This window comes from Sphingomonas sp. LT1P40 (assembly GCF_036663835.1).
GTDB lineage: Bacteria > Pseudomonadota > Alphaproteobacteria > Sphingomonadales > Sphingomonadaceae > Sphingomonas.
On sequence record NZ_JAXOJT010000002.1, the window covers coordinates 972,799 to 989,858 of the forward strand.

The following is a 17,060-nucleotide window of genomic DNA, read 5'->3' on the forward strand; positions in this document are numbered from 1 at the left end:
CGGCGGTGCCTGCACCGGTCGCGCTGAAATTGCTCGCTGGCGGCGCGACGGCGGCGAAACGCCCGTTGCTGATCCGGGTGGGCAAGCGGCTGCGCGGATCGTTCGACCGGGTCATCGGTGCGTCATCGCTGGTATCGAATGCCCCTGTGCTCGACGTGCGCGATTTTGCCTGGACCGCGATGTTGCGCGAGCATTGGCAGGCGATCCGCGACGAGGCGCGCGCGACCGCGCTGGCGCACGAAAACGCCGCGCCGTCGCTGGCGAGCATATCGCCCGATCATCGTTCGATCGCGCCGCTCAACAAATGGCGGTCGTTTTTCCTGTGGGGCTATGGCTATAGCATCGACGAGAATCTGGCGCGCTGTCCGGTGACGGCGTCGGTTGTCGCGCGCATTCCCGATCTCAACAGCGCGTTCTTTTCGATTCTGGCCCCCGGCACGCATATTCCGGCGCATCGCGGGGTGACGAAGGGGTTGCTGACGTGTCACCTGGGCCTGATCGTGCCGCGCGACGGTGATGTGCGGATGCGGGTGGGGGACCGGGTGGTGCGCTGGGCGGAGGGCGAGACGTTGTTGTTCGACGACACCTATGACCATGAGGTGTGGAACGACACCCACGGCACCCGCGTGGTGCTGTTGATTCAGGTGCGCAGGCCGCTTCGTCAGCCGGGGAAAGGGGTGGCGGACGCTTTCCTGAACATCATTCGGCGATCGCCGTTCGTGCAGGAAGCGCGCGTCAACGTCGCGCGCTGGAATGCGGCGATGCGGGCGCTGGATCGTTAGTTTGCTCCGCTCGCGCGGAGGCGGCACCGGCCCGGTGCTGGCGCGGATCACGAGCGTATAGTCCAGCGTCACCCGCCCCGCGCCGCGTTCGGGTGCGAGCAGCAAATCGGCGGCGGTGTGGGCGAGGTCGCGCACCGGTTGCCGCACCGTGGTGAGCGGGGGCCAGACGGCGGCGGCGAGGGTGGAATCGTCGAACCCCGCGATCGACAGTTCGTCCGGCACCGCGATGTCGAGTTCATGCGCGACGGCGAGTGCGCCCGCCGCCATGTCGTCGTTACCGGCAAAGATCGCGGTCGGGCGCGGCGAGCGGGCGAGGATGCGGCGTGCCGCCTCCCGCCCCGACTCGAAGCTGTAATCGCCGGTTGCGACAAGATCGGGGTCGAACGCGATTCCCGCCGCCTCCAGCGCGGCGCGATAGCCCGCCAACCGCTCGACCGACGAGATGTGGCTTTCCGGACCGGTGATGAAGGCGATGGCGTGGTGGCCGTGGCCGGTGAGGTGCGCGGTCAGTTCGCGCGCGGCGGCGATGTCGTCGATCGTCACCGAATGTCCGTCTTCGCGCCGGATGCCGGGTTCGACGCGAACATAGGGCAGGCCGCGCCGGTCGAGTTCGTCGAGCAACGCCGCGCATTCGGTGACGGGGGGCGAGAGGATCAGCCCGTCGAGATGCGTTTCGTCGATCATCGCCGCGATGTCCTGCACTAGGCCGGGCGCGTTGCTGTCGACCGGCTGGATCAGCAGGCGATAGCCGAGCTCGGCGCAGCGTTCCTGCGCGCCCGCCAGCAGGTGATAGACATAATAGGGGCTGGGGTTGTCGTAGAGCAGGGCGGCCTGAAACGACTTGCGGCCGGCCAGCGTGCGCGCGGCGAGGCTGGGGCGGAAATTGAGTTCGGCGACGACGACCTCAACACGGCGGCGGGTTTCGTCGCTGACGTTCTTTTCGTTGTTCAGCACGCGCGAGACGGTCTTGAACGACACGCCCGCCAGCTTCGAGACTTCCTTGATCGTCGGCCGACGCGCCATTTGCCTCCCCTTATGCGATACAGGCATAGGTGACAGCGTTGGCATTGTGCAAGTCGCGTTATGGAGACGAGGTGATGGATCGGCGGGCGGCGGTGATCGGAATTGCGCTGCTGGCGACCCCTGCGGTGGCTGCTACGCCGGATGAGTTGCGGGTGATGAGCTTCAACGTGCGGCTGCCGCTGGCGTCGGACGGCGCGAACCGATGGGAGGCGCGGCAGGCGCTGATGGTTCGGACGATCCGGCGCGCCGATCCCGATATCATCGGCACGCAGGAATTGTGGAAGGTGCAGGGCGACTGGATCGTTGCGAAGCTGCCGCAGTATAATTGGTTCGGGATTGATCGACGCGGCGGCCATGCCGACGAGCATATGGGTGTGTTCTATCGCCGGGACCGGTTGCGGGTGGTGAGACACGGCAATTTCTGGCTGTCGGATACGCCGGACGTGGCGGGCAGCATCAGCTGGGGCAATCTCTATCCCCGGATGGTGACATGGGGGTTGTTCGAGACACGGGCTGGACAGCGCTTCTGGTTCTACAACACGCATTTTCCGTATCGGGCCGAGGATGAAGCGGCGCGGGTCCGGGCAGCGGGGATGCTGGCCGGACGGATCGCAGGGGACGCGCCGGTGGTGCTGACCGGGGATTTCAACACCGGGCCGGGGTCGGCGGCGCATGGCTTATTGTCGAAGGGGCTGGCCGATGGCTGGCTGGCGTCACCGGTTCGGCGAGGGCCAACGGGGACGTTTCACGGTTTCTCGGGGCAGCCGAAGGAGCGGATCGACTGGGTGATGGCGCGCGGGCTGACGGCGGTGCGGGCAGAGACGGTGGATGCGGGGCGCGCCGGGCGCTGGCCGTCCGATCATTTCCCGGTGGTGGTAGACTATCGCTGGCCGTGAGTTATCGCAGATTATGCGGGATCATTATCGTGGTAAGTGGCGTCGCGCGCGACCTGATCCGCGTGCGCCAACTTCCACCAGACAGTGTAACGCAGAGATGCCATCCATTCGGCGGGCGCAGATCAAATGTCGCGATGATCGGCCCTGCATCGTCTTTCGGGATTTCGGCCGGAACCGGACCCGCAATATGGGTCTTGGTGCGGCAGTCGCTGAGTGACAGATAAACCGGGGTACCGTCGGTGGTCAGTATCGCCCGGTATTTTCGGTCCATCCTTACGCCTACCCGATAGCGAACCCTGTCGATCGCAATGTTCGAGCGGTCGCCCCCGATGGATTCGATCGTCGCGATGATCGGCGGCGTATAGGTGTCGCAGGCACCGAGCATCGCTGTGCAGAAAAGCGCGGCGGTGATGAAAAAGCCCCGCCCGGACGTGCCGGACGGGGCCATGAGGATCGTGGTCAAGCGACCGGTCAGCCCGCCGCAAGCGCCGCGAGCAGCAACAGCGCCACGATATTGGTGATCTTGATCATCGGATTGACCGCCGGGCCCGCCGTATCTTTGTACGGATCGCCAACGGTGTCGCCTGTCACCGCCGCCTGGTGCGCCGGACTGCCCTTGCCGCCATAGGCGCCGAGTTCGATCACCTTCTTGGCATTGTCCCACGCACCGCCGCCGCTGGTCATCGAGATGGCGACGAACAGGCCGGACACGATCACGCCGATCAGCAATGCGCCGAGTGCTGCGAAGCCATTGGCCTGACCCGCCACTGCGGTGATGGCGAAATAGACCGCGATCGGGGCAAGCACGGGAAGCAGCGAAGGGACGATCATTTCGCGGATCGCGCCGGACGTCACCAGACCCACGGTGCGCGCGTAGTTCGGACGCACGCTGCGATCGGCGATGCCGGGATTTTCCTTGAACTGAGCGCGAATGTCCTGCGCCACGGCCTGTGCCGTGCGGCCCACGGCGGTCATCGCCATGCCGCCGAACATGTACGGCAGCAACGCGCCGAGCAGCAGCCCGACGATGACGTAAGGGTTGGACAGCGAGAAATCGACCGGCACGTTGGCGAAGAACTCGCCCAGATCGACCGTGAAGGTGGCGAACAGCACCAGTGCGGCAAGGCCCGCCGAACCGATCGCATACCCCTTGGTCACCGCCTTCGTCGTGTTACCGACCGCATCCAGCGCGTCGGTGCGTTCGCGCACTTCCTTGTCCAGTCCTGCCATCTCCGCAATGCCACCGGCATTGTCGGTAACCGGGCCATAAGCGTCGAGCGCCACCACCATGCCGGCCAGCGCCAGCATCGACGTGGCGGCAAAGGCGATGCCCATCAGGCCCGCAATCTGGAAGCTGGCGATGATGCCAACGACGATCACCAGCGTCGGCAGTGCGGTCGATTCCATCGAAATCGCCAGACCCTGAATGACGTTGGTGCCGTGCCCGGAATCCGATGCCTTGGCGATCGACTGGACCGGGCGATAGTTGGTGCCGGTATAATACTCCGTGATCCACACCAGCAGTCCGGTGACGCCGAGGCCGACCATCATCGACCAGAACAGGTCCATGCCGGTGAAGTTGAGGCCGCCGCCAACCTGCGTATCCATGCCGCCGAGCGTTTGCGACGTGACATACCAGATCGCCGGAATCGAAAGGACGGCGGTGGCGATGAAGCCCTTGTACAGCGCACCCATGATGTTGGTGCCGGAGCCGAGCCGGACGAAATAAGTGCCGATGATCGAGGTGATGATGCAGATGCCCCCGACTGCGAGCGGCAGGCTCATCAGTGCGAGCAACGCCGCATTGTCGATGCCGGTAACGAGCAATGCCGTCAGCACCATCGTCGCGCCGATCGTGACGACATAGGTCTCGAACAGATCGGCGGCCATGCCGGCGCAGTCGCCGACATTGTCGCCGACATTGTCCGCGATGACGCCGGGGTTGCGGTCGTCATCCTCGTCAAAGCCAAGCTCGTTCTTGCCGACCATGTCCGCGCCGACGTCTGCCGCCTTGGTGAAAATGCCACCGCCGAGGCGCGCGAAGATCGAGATCAAAGATGCGCCAAACGCCAGCGCGACGAGCGCGTCGATGACATGGCGATCCTGTGGCGCGTAACCGGCGGGACCGGTGAGATACCAGAAGAAGATCGAGATCGCGAGCAAGGCAAGGCCCGCCACCAGCATGCCGGTGATCGCGCCGGCGCGGAATGCGACGGTGAGGCCCGATTGCAGCGAGGTGCGTGCCGCCTCTGCCGTGCGGACGTTGGCGCGGACCGAGATGTTCATGCCGATGAAACCGGTGATGCCCGACAGCACTGCGCCGAGCAGGAAGCCGATCGCGGAGGTCGTGCCGAGGAAATAGGCGACCAGTGCCGCGACGATCACGCCGACGACGGCGATGGCGGTATATTGCTTGGCGAGGTAGGCCTGTGCGCCCTCCTGAATGGCCGCGGCGATTTCCTGCATCCGGGCATTGCCGGCTGAGTAGGCGAGCACCTGATAGCTCGTGAAAATGCCATAGATGACGGCAAGCAGGCCGCATCCGATGGCAATGGTAACTACCGTCATCTGGTATCCTTCCCCTGTGTCTTCCGCCTTGCGCCCCATTCTGTTGCCGGGTGCGGTCGTCGGATCGGGGCGGAACGTATCGACGGGGTGGGGGCTGTCAAGCGTGGTGGCGGGACGGTTGACACACTTGACGCAAATGCGGGTGTTTGGGGCGGAAGCGACCGCGACGCGACGGGTTTGCGACGGGGACGCGGCAGTTGGGCGGCACCGACGCGGCATTCGCGTGCCACTGATGCGGCGGAGAGGCGGCGCTGACAGGTCGGCAGGAGGCGCGTGAGTTCCATCGACCAGAATAGATCAGACGAAATCCAACATTAGAAGTGGGTTGCTGGTGGCGGGTGACCTTGGCGCGCGACGCGCGCACCCACCCCCAACCCCTCCCTTGCAGGGAGGGGAGCTAAGTGCCGTGACGGTAGCCCAGCCGGTCGGGAAGCGGAACGGGCGTGCCGTTTCTGTGGAGTGTCAGCCCACTGCCATTCGCGGCGGTTCCGATGCAGGTCGCGGCGACTGGCGGCGTGGTCCCGGCGGGCAGGGTGAAGAGGAGTTCGTAATCGTCGCCTGCCGTCGCAGCCTCGATAAGGTCCATGTGGGGAATGGCGAGCGGGATGGCGTCGAGGTCGAGGTCGATGGCGACGTTGCTCGCTTTGGCGATGCGTTCGGCGTCGATCAGCAGGCCATCGGACACATCCATCATCGCGGTGGCGAGGGGGGCGATGGCCTGTCCATCGGCAAGGCGCGGGGTGGGGCGGAGATAGCGGGCGAGGTCGCGTGGCTCACCGTCCGCGCCAAAGCCCGCGCCGCCGATGCTGCCAGTGACCCACAGCGTGTCGCCGGGTTTCGCGCCGGTGCGAAGCGGCGTGCGGTCCTGTGCGGTGCCGATGGCGGTGAGGGTGAAACTGCGTGCTGATCCTGGCGGCATCGCCACCGTGTCGCCGCCGAGCAGCGGCATGGCGTAGCGGGTGAGGGCGTCGTTAAGGCCGGACAGAAAGGCTGCGTCCCAGTCGGCATCGCCGGACAGGGCATAGTTAAGCAGACAGCCGAGCGGCGTCGCACCCTTTGCCGCGAGGTCCGACAGATTCACCGCCGCCAGCTTCCAGCCGATCGAGTCGGCCGGGTCGTGGGGACGGTAATGGACGCCCGCGACCAGCGTATCGGTGGTGAGGATCAGGCGGCCCGCTGTGACATCGAGCTGCGCGGTGTCGTCGGCCAGCCCCGCCGCGGCGGGATGCGTGGCGATGGCGCGGAGCGCGGTGAGGAAGGCGAATTCGTCGGGCATGGGGCCAGATTGATAGAGAGGTTGATCGACACGCATGATTGTCGCGCTTGCCGATACGAAAGGGTTAGCGAAGAAGCTCACTCACCAGCGAAGGTTTTTTTGCGATCATCGCGAGCAGCACTTGTGCAGGGCCGGTCGGTCTGCGGCGGCCATGCTCCCAGTTCAGCAATGTCCCCTTGGCCACGCCGATACTGTTGGCGAAGGCACTTTGGGACAATCCGGTGCTGGCACGAATCGCGGCGACATCGACTTCGGGCACTTCAACAGCGTGGACGCGCGCGCCGGTCTCTTTGCCGCGTGCATAGTCCAGCGCCTCGTTCAGGCCCTTGGCGATGCTGTCATAGGCAGTCATTCCCGGTCTCCATAAGCTGCAATCAGCGACTTGCTCCAGCGCAACTGCCGTGGCTTGTTCGGTCTTGCTCAGATTATCCTTCTCGTTCTTCGCAAAAACGGTGACCAGGAAGATTGGCATATGCGTATCGCCGAACACGTAGATCGTGCGATAGCCGCCGCTTTTCCCACCGCCTATGCGAGGAATGCGTATTTTTCTCAGCCCGCCGCCAAGCGAAACGCCGGATTCCGGATTGCCCGCGACATGATTCACAATCGCGATGCGCTCGTCATCCGTCATGATCGCCTTCGCCCGTCGAATGAACTCGGGGAGTTCAACGACGGTTTGAAGTCGGGTCATCTAATCCGGCTAACTTGGATCGGGCTATGTGTCAATGACCCACACGGCGGTAATAGGGTGTGATCCTTACACCGCCTTCAACGCCTCCTCAAAGTCTGCGATCAGGTCGTCGGCGTCCTCGACGCCGACCGAGATGCGGACGAGGTTGTCGGTGATGCCGAGTGCCTTTTTGCGGGCGTCTGGGACGGAGAGGTGGGTCATGGCGGCGGGGGCGGAGGCGAGGGTTTCAGTGCCGCCGAGGCTGACGGCGAGTTTCGCAATCTTGAGGCTGTCGAGGAAGGCGAAGGCTTCTTTCTCGCCGCCCTTGAGGTAAAGCGAGAAGGTCGAGCCTGCACCGGTGCAGTGGCGGTTGTAGATGTCGCGCTGACGGCTGCCTTCCTCCAGAAAGCCGAGATAGCCGACGCTTTCGACCTTGGGGTGCGTGCGCAGATATTCGCAGACCTTCACCGCGTTTTCGCCCGCGCGGCTCATGCGCAGTTCGAGGGTTTCGAGGGAGCGCAACAGCATCCAGGCGGTGTTGGGGTCGCAGATCGTGCCGATGGTGTTGCGCATCAGGCGGATGGTGTTGATGTGCGCCTTGGTCCCCAGCACGCCGCCCGCGACGAGATCGGAGTGGCCGCCGGCATATTTGGTCAGGCTGTAGACGACGAGGTCGGCGCCCTGCTTGAGCGGCTGTGCCCACAAGGGGCCGAGGAAGGTGTTGTCGATCGCGATCGGCGGCTTGTTCGCACCGGTGAAGATCGCGTCGCGGCTGGCGGCAACGGCTTCGACATCGACAAGGACGTTGGTCGGGTTGGCCGGGCTTTCGAGGTAGATCAGTGCGACGTTGCCGGACGACGCCTTTTGCAGAACCGTATCGATTTCCTCACGCGTGGCACCGGCGGGGAAGTCGAGCCAGTGGACGCCGAATTTGCCGAGGATTCGCGCAATCAGCGTTTCGGTCGCGGCATAGAGCGGGCCGCTATGGACGATGGTGTCGCCGGGCTTGACCATCGCCAAGAACAGCGTGGCGATGGCGGACATGCCGCTGGAGAAGGCGAGCGCGTCCTCCGCTTCCTCCCACACGCCGAGGCGATCTTCCAGAATTTCCTGATTGGGGCCGTTGAAGCGGGAATAGACGAGACCTTCGGAACCGCCGGGACGCTTCCCGGTGACGCCTTCGAAATGGCGTTTGCCCGCTGCGGCGTTGGGGAAAACGAAGGTCGAGGTGGCGAAGATCGGGGGTTTCAGCGACCCTTCCGAGAGCATCGGGTCGTAACCGTGGCCCATCATCAGCGTGGAGGGCTTGAGCTTGCGGCCGCCGAGCTTTTCGACTTCGGGCTTGGGGTGGCGGCGGGCCGCGCCGGTGAGGTCGGCTTCGTCAGGCTGCTGCGGCTTGTCGGTCATGGAGCGTGCCTCTCGCGGATCGTATCAATTGAAACGGCTTTGATCCTGCCTTGCACCAACGCTTCAGTCCGTCAATCCGATCAAAGCGATTTGGCGGCCATAGTCCGGTTCGCCGCGATGGGTGGCGCGGCGAAAGCTGTAGAAGCGGTCGGGCTGGGCGTAGGTGTCTTCGCCGAGCATCTCGACGGTGCGCAGGCCGGCGGCGGCTAGGCGGTGGGCGACATAGGCTTCGAGGTCGAACTGGTGGTGCTCGGGCTTGCCGGGAACGAAGAAGCGTTCGTTCAGCGGGTCGGCGGCGGTGAAGCGGGTGAGGAAGGCCTGGTCGACTTCGTAGCTGGCACGGGCGATGCACGGGCCGATGGCGGCGACGATGTTGTCGCGGGTTGCGCCGAGGGTCTCCATCGCGGCGATGGTGGAGTCGGTGACACCGCCGATCGCGCCTTTCCAGCCGGCATGGGCGGCAGCGATGACGCCTGCCTTGCGGTCGGCGAACAGGACGGGCGCGCAGTCGGCAGTGAGGATGCCAAGGGTCAGGCCGGGACGGTTGGTGACGAGCGCGTCGGCGTGCGGGCGCAGTTCGTCGTCCCACGGTTCGTGGACGGTGACGGCATCCGGCGAGTGGATTTGATAGACGGTAAGCAGCTGTGTGCCCGGTGCGATCGCGACGATGGCGCGGCGCTGGTTTTCGATGAGTTCGGGTGTGGGCGGCTGGCCGCGGCGGCCCATGTCGAGGCTGGCGGTGTCACCGGTCGAGACGCCACCGGTGCGGCCGAGGAAGCCGTGGGCGATGCCGGTCAGGGCGCGGGCGCGGGTGATGTCGAGGGTCGCCATGTCGGTCATTAAAGTGCCAGCCGCATGACGAGATCGCGGTCGATCTGCTTGCCGACGGGGAAAGCGTAATCGCCGACATGGACGAAGCCGTAGCGCTGATAGAAGCGGATGGCGCGCGCGTTTTCCTCGAACACGGTGAGGAGAATGGCGGGGGCACGCTCGGCGCGTGCGGTGGCGATGGCGTGGTCCATCAGGGCTTGTGCGATGCCTTTGCCGTGCCAGTCGGTGGCGACGTAGAGCTGGCCGACCTGAACGTCGGCGGGGGTGGCCTGTTCGAGATTGGGGGGGACGAGTTTGAGGAAGCCAACGATTGCGCCGTCGGCACGGGCGACCTGCCAGCGGACGGCGGGGTTGGCGAGGTCGCGGCGAAGCCAGCCGTCTGGACCGAACGATTGGGCGAGGAACGCGGCGAGATCGTCGGGCTGGTAGAAATGCGCGAAGGTGTCGCGCCAGCTGGCGAGTGCCATGGCATCGAGTTCCTCGGCGTCGGCGAGGATAGGGGTGTCGTAGCTGATCATTCGAACCCCGCCGGGGTTGGCCAGCCGGGGGCGGTGAGGGCGATGACCTTGAACAGCTCGCCCATCGCTTCGTCCTGCACGAGGCGGTCGCGGGCGGTGGTGATGTCGGTGGCGCGGTCGGGGGAGGCTTTGACGAGCGAAGCGGCGCGGGCGTCGATGCCGAGCGCGGTGAGGAACGCGCCTTGTGTCACCGGGCCGTGGACGGTCAGGCCCTCGACCATCGCCGCCTCCGCCAGCGTGCCGAAATCGACATGGGCCGTCAGGTCGGCGTCGCCGGGTTGCTCGAACGGGTTGGCATATTCGTGGCCGCGCACGGCCTGCAGCGTGTCGCCGATTGCGGGGCCGCTATAGCCATAGTCTATGATGATCGCGGCGCCGCCCTGCGCCACCAGTTTCGCGGCGAGCGCGCGCAGGATTGCGACGGTGGCGGGGGAGGTCTCCAGGATCGAGCCGTCGGGCGCTGTCCGAAATTCGGGCGGGATGATCGGATCGAACACGGTGTTGCCGGTGACGGGGAGGAACAATGTGTCCTGACAGGCGACGAGGCGCTCGCGCCAGCCCTCGTTCGTCTTGATGAGCTGGCGGATCGGCAGCGCGTCGAAGAATTCATTGGCGACGACCAGCAAGGGCGCGTCGTCGGGCAGGCCGACCATGTCGAGCGCCCATTCGGCGTGCGGCACTGCCTTTGCCTGTTCGGCGCGGAGAGCCGGGCTGTTCTCGACGAAATGGACTGGCGGGGTCAGGCCGGTGCCGGCCATCGCGCGCAGTGCGTCGGCGGCGAGGGTGCCGCGACCGGGGCCGAGTTCGACATAATGCGCGGTCGGGCGTCCGGCGCGGTCCCACAGATCGGCGAGCGCGAGGCCGATCAACTCGCCGAACATCTGGCTGATTTCGGGCGCGGTCGTGAAGTCGCCGCGCGTGCCCAGCGGATCGCGGGTCGCGTAATAATGGGTGTTGGCCGCCCCCATATATTGCGACAGCGGGATCGGTCCCGCCAGCGTGATCGCGCGGGCGAGCCGGTCGGCCAGCGAGCCGTCTTCACTCACCGGCAGATCAAGCGACGCTGGGGCCGCCGGCGAACGGCTCGACCCGCTCGCGGCGCTTTTTGGCGGTGGCGATGAGGTAGAGACCGCCGAGAATCATCGGGATCGTCAGCAGCTGACCCATGTGCAGGCCCGGCGTGCCGAAGATCGCGTGATCGATATATTGCGCGTCGGCTTCGCGGAAGAATTCGACGAAATAGCGGGCCGCACCATAGCCGAGGATGAAGGTGCCGACGAGCTTGCCCGGTTGGTACCGCGCGTCGGTCTTCCAGAACATGAACCAGAGCACTGCGCCGAGCAGCAGCCCTTCGAGACCGGCTTCGTAGAGCTGGCTGGGATGGCGCGGGACATTCGGGCCGGTGCGGTCGAAGATTACTGCCCAGGGGACGGTGGTCGGGTGACCCCACAATTCGCCATTCACAAAATTGGCGATGCGGCCGAAGAACAGCCCGAAGGGGACGCTGCACGCAACATAGTCATGCACGCGCAGCCAGTTGAGCTTTTCCTTGCGCGACAGCCACAGGATGGCGAGCGTGACGCCGAGCACGCCGCCATGGAACGACATGCCGCCCTCCCACAGTTTGAGCAGTGACAGCGGATCGAGGAAGAGGGCGGGCTGATAGAAAATCGCATAGCCCAGCCGTCCGCCAAGGATGATGCCGATCGTGGCATAGAATACCATGTCGTCGGCGTGGCGGCGGGCCATCGGCGCGCCGGGCTGACCCAGCAGCTTGAGCAGATACCACCAGCCGAGCAGGATGCCCGCGATATAGGCGAGCGAATACCATTTGAGCTCGAAAAAGCCGATCTTGAACACGACCGGGTCGAGTCCGAGACTCTTGAAGCTGATGAAATTGTCGGCGGCGACCGCAGCGACGGTGGACAGGATCAAGTTTGGCCTCCCTGGCGTTCGGCGCTGTCCTATCCGCATATCATGGCAAACTGAAGGGGGCTTTGCGCGAGCGCACGCAGCCGGGTAGAGCGGGCGCGATGGCGAGTACGGGCAAGCGCAAGGGGATTGATCGGCGGACGCTGCTAATCGGCGGCGGGGCGGGGATCGGACTGGTCGTCGCCTGGGCGGTGTGGCCGCGGACGTATCTGCCGAACCTGAGCGTGCGCGAGAATGAAACCGCGTTTGGCGGGTGGCTGAAGATCGCCGCCAACGGGCAGGTGACGGTGGCGATTCCGCAATGTGAGACGGGGCAGGGCGTGTTCACCACGCTGCCGCAGGTGCTGGCCGACGAATTGGGCGCGGATTGGCGGATGGTGGGGGTGGAGCAGGCACCACTCAACCCGCTTTACGTCAATGCGCTGGCGTCGGCGGAGCTGTTTCCGGGCGTCTTGCCGGAACGGCTGCGGGCGACGCACGCGACGCGCAGCGCGCTGGTGCTGACTGGCGGATCGACATCGATGCGCAGTTTCGAGGGACCGTTGCGACAGGCGGGTGCGGCGGCACGCGCGATGTTGTGCAAGGCGGCGGCGCGGCGCTGGGGTGTCGACTGGACGGCGTGCGAGACGGCGGGCGGCTTTGTCGTGCACGGGCAGCAGCGGCTGCGCTTCGGCGAGCTGGCGGTGGCAGCGGCGGACGAGGATGTGCCGGATGACCTCGCGCTGCGTGAGGGTGACGCCGGACGGCTGACGGGCGAGAATCTGCCCCGGCTGGATTCACCGGGCAAGGTCGATGGCAGCGCCAATTTTGCTGGCGACATCCGGCTGCCGGGCATGGTGTTCGCGGCATTGCGGCAGGGACCGATCGGCACGGTGAAACTGGTGTCGATCGATGCGAAGGCGACCGAGCAGGTGCCGGGCATGCTGCATATCGTGAAGAACGAGCTGTGGGTCGCGGCGGTGGCGAGCAACTGGTGGGCGGCATCGCAGGCGCTGGACGCGTTGAAGCCGAAGTTCGAGGTGGCGACGAAAGTCGAGAGCGAGACGATCCAGCTGGCGCTCGATGCGGCGCTGGACGGCGAGGGCGTGCGGATCGAGTCGGTCGGTGCGTTGTCGCCGGTGTTCAAGGGCGCGCGGGTGGTGACGGCGGAATATCGCGCGGGCGTGGCGCTGCATGCCGCGATCGAGCCGATGACGGCGACGGCGGCGTGGGAGGACGGGCGGCTGCGGCTGTGGGTGCCGACCCAAGCACCGGGGCTGGCGCGCGATGCGGTGGCGGCGCTGCTGGACCTGAGCGCGGGCGATGTCGTGGTGCATCCGGTCTTCGCCGGGGGATCGTTCGGGCAGAATCTGGAGCATCAGGTGGCGGCGCAGGCCGCGCTGATCGCGCGTGAGGTCAAAAAGCCGGTGCAACTGACCTGGTCGCGCGGCGAGACGTGTCTGCACGACCGGTTTCGGCCCCCGGCGGCGGCGCGGATGACGGCGCGGCTGGGCGCGAATGGCAGCATTTCGGGGTGGCTGGCGAAGATCGCGGCACCATCGACCGGGCATGAACTGGCGCGGCGGTTGATGAGCGGAGATAGCGCGGTGAGTGCTGGATTGAAGCTGGCCGGGGCGGGCGATGCGTCGGCGGTGGCGGGCGCACGACCGATCTATCGCATTCCCAATCTGGCGGTGGATCATCATGCGGCGGACATCGGCGTGCCGACGGGTTACTGGCGGTCGGGCGCGCACAGCTATACCGCGTTTTTTAGCGAGAGTTTTATCGACGAACTGGCGCATGTCGCCGATATCGAGGCGTTCAGTTTCCGGATTGCGATGCTGAGCGGCGAGCCGCGACTGGCGCGCTGTCTGTCAACCGTCGCGTCGCTGGGCGGCTGGCAGGGCGGGCTGGCGGGGAGCGGGCAGGGGCTGGCGTGCCATGCGTTTCGGGGCAGCTATATCGCGGTGATGGCGGAGGCATCGGTCGGCGGCGACCAGCGTGTGAAGGTCGATCGGCTGATCGCGGCGGTGGATTGCGGGCGGATCGTGAATCCCGATGTGGTCGAGCAGCAGATCGAGGGCGGGCTGATTTTCGGCATGGCGGCGGCGTTGGGCGCGACGACGGGCTTTACCGGCAACATGGCGGAGGCGCGCGGGTTCGCCGATCTCGACCTGCCGACATTGGCCGATTGTCCGCAGATCATGGTCGAGCTGATCGCCAGCGATTCCGAGCCCGGCGGGGTGAGCGAAATTGCGGTGCCGCCTGTCGCCCCCGCAATCGCCAATGCGTTACATGCAGCGACAGGCGTCCGCCTGCGCCAGCTCCCCCTGATTCCCGGAGGCGAATGAACGTGCGACCAGCGGGGCATCCTCCAATTCCGGCGCCGCGCATCGGCGTGTTGCTGACCAACCTCGGCACGCCGGATGCACCCGATGCCCCGGCGGTACGGCGCTATCTGGGCGAGTTTCTGTCCGACCGGCGGGTGGTCGAGATTCCGCAGATCATATGGCAGCCGATTTTGCGCGGCATCATTCTGCGCACGCGGCCGAAAAAGTCGGCGCATGCCTATGGGCTGGTGTGGACCGATGACGGATCGCCGCTGGCCGCGATTACCAAACGACAGTCCGCAGCATTGCGCGATGCTTTCGGACCGGACGTGCTGGTCGATTGGGCGATGCGTTATGGCAATCCGGCGATCGGCGACAGGCTGCAGGCGATGAAGGATGCCGGGTGCGAACGCATCCTGATCGCGCCGCTCTATCCGCAATATTGCGCAGCGACGACTGCGACGGCGAACGATGCGGCGTTTGCGGCGCTGGCAAAGATGCGCTGGCAACCAGCAGTGCGGACGCTGCCGCCATATCATGACGACCCGGCCTATATCGCGGCGTTGAAGGAGTCGGTGGAGGCCGAACTGGCCACGCTGGATTTCGAGCCTGACGCGATTGTCGCCAGCTTTCACGGGATGCCGCAGCGGACGCTGGAGCTGGGCGATCCCTATCATTGCCATTGCCGCAAGACGGCGCGGTTGTTGTCGGAGGCACTTGGGAAAGAGCTGATCGTCGCATTCCAGTCCCGCTTTGGCCGGGCGAAATGGCTGGAACCGGCGACCGATACCACGCTGGCCGCGCTGCCGGGGCGGGGCGTGAAGAAGGTGGCGTTGATCGCACCGGGCTTCTCCGCCGATTGTCTGGAGACGCTGGAGGAACTGGCGATCCGGGGGCGGGAGACGTTCATGGCGGCGGGGGGCGAGCGCTTTGCCTATCTCCCCTGCCTGAACGATAGCGCGGCGGGCGTGAAAATGTTGCGCAACATTCTCGCAACCGAACTTGCGGGTTGGGTCGCGCTTCCCTAGCCTTGTCGAAAATCGGCACAGGAGAGGTTTATGGCACGGGTAGCGATCGTAACGGGCGGCACGCGCGGCATTGGCGAAGCGATCAGCGTGGCGCTGAAGGACATGGGCATGACTGTCGCCGCAAACTATGCGGGCAACGACCAGCGCGCCGCCGAGTTTACCGAGCGCACTGGCATCAAGGCGTATAAATGGGACGTGTCGGATTATGACGCGGTGCAGGCCGGCGTGGCGGCGGTCGCCGAAGAACTCGGGCCGATCGACGTGGTGGTCAACAATGCCGGCATCACGCGCGACGGCACGATCCTGAAAATGACCTATCAGATGTGGAAAGAGGTGATGGACACCAATCTGGGCGGTTGCTTCAACATGGCCAAAGCGGTGTTCCCCGGCATGCGTGAGCGTAAATGGGGCCGGATCGTCAATATCGGGTCGATCAACGGACAGGCGGGCCAGTACGGTCAGGTGAACTATGCGGCGGCGAAGAGCGGTATCCACGGCTTTACCAAGGCGCTGGCACAGGAAGGTGCGCGTGCGGGCGTGACGGTGAATGCGATCGCACCGGGCTATATCGACACGGATATGGTCGCAGCGGTCCCGGCGGACGTGCTGGAAAAGATCGTGGCGAAGATTCCGGTCGGGCGACTGGGCCAGGCGAGCGAGATCGCGCGCGGCGTGGCGTTCCTGGTGTCCGAAGAAGGTGGGTTCGTGACGGGATCGACGCTGAGCCTGAATGGCGGGCAGCATATGTATTGAGGGGTGGGGGCTTACTTGTGAGCCAGCTTGCTATCGCCGCAGTTGAGATGGACGGTGAAGGCCGTTTGTTCGTTCGTCCGGCTAGCGGTGACTTCGAGCACATCTATCGAGCCGCGATGGAGGTTTATTGGGACCGGTCTTCGAAGCGCCTCTTTCACCCGCATGCTCCGCGAGATTGGACGTCTGCTGATTGGTTTCGGCAGATCGTCGCAGCGGTGGCGAGTGAGTATGGTGTGCAACTTCAGCTCATGAGCAATACCATCTGGGTAGATGTCCCTGCCGGAGCGAGGTCTGAAATTGAGGCCGATCAGCCAATAGAGAGTAGCTGACTGCCATACCCGTCACCCCGGCCTTGTGCCGGGGCCCACATTGCCCGCGCGATGTGATCGAGCCTCTGGTCCATCGCGTGCCGCGCGGTGGCCCCCGGCACGAGGCCGGGGTGACGGGGAGGGGATTCATGAAGGGCCGATTTCCTTGCGGAAGCTGGCCCTTTCTGGTTAAGGTCTAGCAGCAGATCAGAACCGCACGCCCAGCCCGAGCACGCCCTGGTGGCGCTCGACTCCTGCTTCGTAGTTCGAATAGCGGTACTCCGCCTTGCCAAAGATGCTGTCCGTCAGCTTGACCTCGGCGCCGACGCCGGCGCGGATGCCGTCGGCGTCGGCGGTGCCGAACGGGCTGCGGATGCGGGCGTTGGTGTAGCCGGCCTTGGCGTAGAGCAGCGTCTGACCGGTAACGACGCCGATGCGTCCGCCGATATAGAGGTCGCGTCCTGTTTCGGCGACGGTGGCGGCACCGGCCTTGAGCTTGGCCAAGGAGTCGGCGACTTCGGCTTCGATGCCGAACACGGTTCTGCCCTTTTGGATGTCATAGCCAAGGCCAATGCCATAGATCACGCCGTCCGGGTTCTTGACGCCGGGGGTGTTGAGATCGACCACGTCATAACCGGTGATGACGGTGGCCGAAGGGCCGCTGAAATCGGCGGTTTCCTGCGCCAGCACGGGGGTGGCGGACAAGGTGAGGGCAGTCAGGGCGGCCAGAGCGAGCTTCTTCATCGTCAATCCTTGCAG

General features: G+C 65.3%; 16 protein-coding genes and 1 pseudogene. 6 read left to right on the top strand and 11 right to left on the bottom strand.

The window, feature by feature from the left end; genetic code table 11:
• The first annotated feature begins 179 nt into the window (after nt 1-179).
• Nucleotides 180-782: an aspartyl/asparaginyl beta-hydroxylase domain-containing protein gene (locus U1702_RS16355; protein WP_332726411.1), complete on the top strand. Its 603-nt coding sequence runs from the start codon at nt 180-182 to the stop codon at nt 780-782.
• Between the two features lie 45 nt (nt 783-827).
• On the opposite strand, the pseudogene U1702_RS16360 reads toward U1702_RS16355, so the two are convergent.
• Nucleotides 828-1,850: pseudogene (locus tag U1702_RS16360) on the bottom strand (LacI family DNA-binding transcriptional regulator); the annotation flags it as partial.
• On the opposite strand from U1702_RS16360, the gene U1702_RS16365 reads away from it, so the two are divergent.
• Nucleotides 1,835-2,701: an endonuclease/exonuclease/phosphatase family protein gene (locus U1702_RS16365; protein WP_332726238.1), complete on the top strand. Its 867-nt coding sequence runs from the start codon at nt 1,835-1,837 to the stop codon at nt 2,699-2,701. The pseudogene U1702_RS16360 and the gene U1702_RS16365 overlap by 16 nt on opposite strands.
• Nucleotide 2,702: 1 nt before the next feature.
• Here the strand turns inward: U1702_RS16365 and U1702_RS16370 are convergent, their stop codons facing one another.
• The 9 genes from U1702_RS16370 to lgt all read right to left on the bottom strand — a co-directional run bounded on the left by U1702_RS16370 (nt 2,703) and on the right by lgt (nt 11,945).
• Nucleotides 2,703-3,164 carry a hypothetical protein gene (locus U1702_RS16370; protein WP_332726239.1) on the bottom strand — a complete coding sequence of 154 codons (462 nt, stop codon included), beginning with the start codon at nt 3,162-3,164 and terminating at the stop codon, nt 2,703-2,705.
• Between the two features lie 8 nt (nt 3,165-3,172).
• Nucleotides 3,173-5,269, bottom strand: coding sequence for a sodium-translocating pyrophosphatase (locus tag U1702_RS16375; RefSeq protein WP_332726240.1), 2,097 nt, complete (start codon nt 5,267-5,269; stop codon nt 3,173-3,175).
• Between the two features lie 397 nt (nt 5,270-5,666).
• Nucleotides 5,667-6,545: a thiamine-phosphate kinase gene (gene thiL, locus U1702_RS16380; RefSeq protein WP_332726241.1), complete on the bottom strand. Its 879-nt coding sequence runs from the start codon at nt 6,543-6,545 to the stop codon at nt 5,667-5,669.
• 64 nt (nt 6,546-6,609) lie between these two features.
• Entirely contained in the window at nt 6,610-7,236 is a 627-nt protein-coding gene (locus U1702_RS16385) for a type II toxin-antitoxin system RelE/ParE family toxin (protein WP_332726242.1), read from the bottom strand.
• 66 nt (nt 7,237-7,302) lie between these two features.
• A complete protein-coding gene (locus tag U1702_RS16390) occupies nt 7,303-8,622 on the bottom strand; it encodes a cystathionine gamma-synthase family protein (protein WP_332726243.1) in 1,320 nt (439 codons plus the stop codon).
• A 63-nt stretch (nt 8,623-8,685) separates the two neighbouring features.
• Nucleotides 8,686-9,462 (bottom strand): peptidoglycan editing factor PgeF, encoded by a 777-nt coding sequence (gene pgeF, locus U1702_RS16395; RefSeq protein WP_332726244.1) that lies wholly within the window; start codon nt 9,460-9,462, stop codon nt 8,686-8,688.
• Complete coding sequence (locus tag U1702_RS16400; RefSeq protein WP_332726245.1) at nt 9,462-9,971, bottom strand: GNAT family N-acetyltransferase; 510 nt, start codon at nt 9,969-9,971, stop codon at nt 9,462-9,464. Before U1702_RS16400 ends, pgeF begins: the two co-directional genes overlap by 1 nt.
• Entirely contained in the window at nt 9,968-11,017 is a 1,050-nt protein-coding gene (locus U1702_RS16405) for a class I SAM-dependent methyltransferase (protein ID WP_443026856.1), read from the bottom strand. The genes U1702_RS16400 and U1702_RS16405 overlap by 4 nt, the downstream gene beginning before the upstream one ends.
• A gap of 7 nt (nt 11,018-11,024) precedes the next feature.
• Nucleotides 11,025-11,945, bottom strand: a complete 921-nt coding sequence (lgt, locus tag U1702_RS16410; protein WP_443026857.1) for a prolipoprotein diacylglyceryl transferase — start codon at nt 11,943-11,945, stop codon at nt 11,025-11,027.
• A 59-nt stretch (nt 11,946-12,004) separates the two neighbouring features.
• Here lgt and U1702_RS16415 point away from each other — a divergent pair, with 59 nt between their 5' ends.
• Genes U1702_RS16415 through U1702_RS16430 form a run of 4 tightly spaced genes read left to right on the top strand, consistent with a single transcriptional unit; the run spans nt 12,005 to nt 16,322 of the window.
• On the top strand, nt 12,005-14,233 hold the full coding sequence (locus U1702_RS16415; RefSeq protein ID WP_332726247.1) for a xanthine dehydrogenase family protein molybdopterin-binding subunit: 2,229 nt from the start codon (nt 12,005-12,007) through the stop codon (nt 14,231-14,233).
• Nucleotides 14,230-15,240 carry a ferrochelatase gene (hemH, locus tag U1702_RS16420; protein ID WP_332726248.1) on the top strand — a complete coding sequence of 337 codons (1,011 nt, stop codon included), beginning with the start codon at nt 14,230-14,232 and terminating at the stop codon, nt 15,238-15,240. The genes U1702_RS16415 and hemH overlap by 4 nt, the downstream gene beginning before the upstream one ends.
• Before the next feature lie 30 nt (nt 15,241-15,270).
• A complete protein-coding gene (phbB, locus tag U1702_RS16425) occupies nt 15,271-15,993 on the top strand; it encodes an acetoacetyl-CoA reductase (protein ID WP_332726249.1) in 723 nt (240 codons plus the stop codon).
• 17 nt (nt 15,994-16,010) lie between these two features.
• Nucleotides 16,011-16,322, top strand: coding sequence for a hypothetical protein (locus tag U1702_RS16430; protein WP_332726250.1), 312 nt, complete (start codon nt 16,011-16,013; stop codon nt 16,320-16,322).
• A 186-nt stretch (nt 16,323-16,508) separates the two neighbouring features.
• Here the strand turns inward: U1702_RS16430 and U1702_RS16435 are convergent, their stop codons facing one another.
• Nucleotides 16,509-17,045 (bottom strand): outer membrane protein, encoded by a 537-nt coding sequence (locus tag U1702_RS16435; RefSeq protein WP_332726251.1) that lies wholly within the window; start codon nt 17,043-17,045, stop codon nt 16,509-16,511.
• Nucleotides 17,046-17,060: the final 15 nt, after the last annotated feature.

What these genes read in the sequence shown, in the direction of transcription:
- U1702_RS16375 (WP_332726240.1), bottom strand. Translation starts at nt 5,269, where the DNA reads ATGACGGTAGTTACCATTGCCATCGGATGCGGCCTGCTTGCCGTCATC.
- U1702_RS16355 (WP_332726411.1), top strand. Translation starts at nt 180, where the DNA reads ATGTTGCGCGAGCATTGGCAGGCGATCCGCGACGAGGCGCGCGCGACC.
- U1702_RS16435 (WP_332726251.1), bottom strand. Translation starts at nt 17,045, where the DNA reads ATGAAGAAGCTCGCTCTGGCCGCCCTGACTGCCCTCACCTTGTCCGCC.
- thiL (WP_332726241.1), bottom strand. Translation starts at nt 6,545, where the DNA reads ATGCCCGACGAATTCGCCTTCCTCACCGCGCTCCGCGCCATCGCCACG.
- lgt (WP_443026857.1), bottom strand. Translation starts at nt 11,945, where the DNA reads ATGCGGATAGGACAGCGCCGAACGCCAGGGAGGCCAAACTTGATCCTG.
- pgeF (WP_332726244.1), bottom strand. Translation starts at nt 9,462, where the DNA reads ATGACCGACATGGCGACCCTCGACATCACCCGCGCCCGCGCCCTGACC.
- U1702_RS16400 (WP_332726245.1), bottom strand. Translation starts at nt 9,971, where the DNA reads ATGATCAGCTACGACACCCCTATCCTCGCCGACGCCGAGGAACTCGAT.
- phbB (WP_332726249.1), top strand. Translation starts at nt 15,271, where the DNA reads ATGGCACGGGTAGCGATCGTAACGGGCGGCACGCGCGGCATTGGCGAA.
- U1702_RS16385 (WP_332726242.1), bottom strand. Translation starts at nt 7,236, where the DNA reads ATGACCCGACTTCAAACCGTCGTTGAACTCCCCGAGTTCATTCGACGG.
- hemH (WP_332726248.1), top strand. Translation starts at nt 14,230, where the DNA reads ATGAACGTGCGACCAGCGGGGCATCCTCCAATTCCGGCGCCGCGCATC.
- U1702_RS16415 (WP_332726247.1), top strand. Translation starts at nt 12,005, where the DNA reads ATGGCGAGTACGGGCAAGCGCAAGGGGATTGATCGGCGGACGCTGCTA.
- U1702_RS16390 (WP_332726243.1), bottom strand. Translation starts at nt 8,622, where the DNA reads ATGACCGACAAGCCGCAGCAGCCTGACGAAGCCGACCTCACCGGCGCG.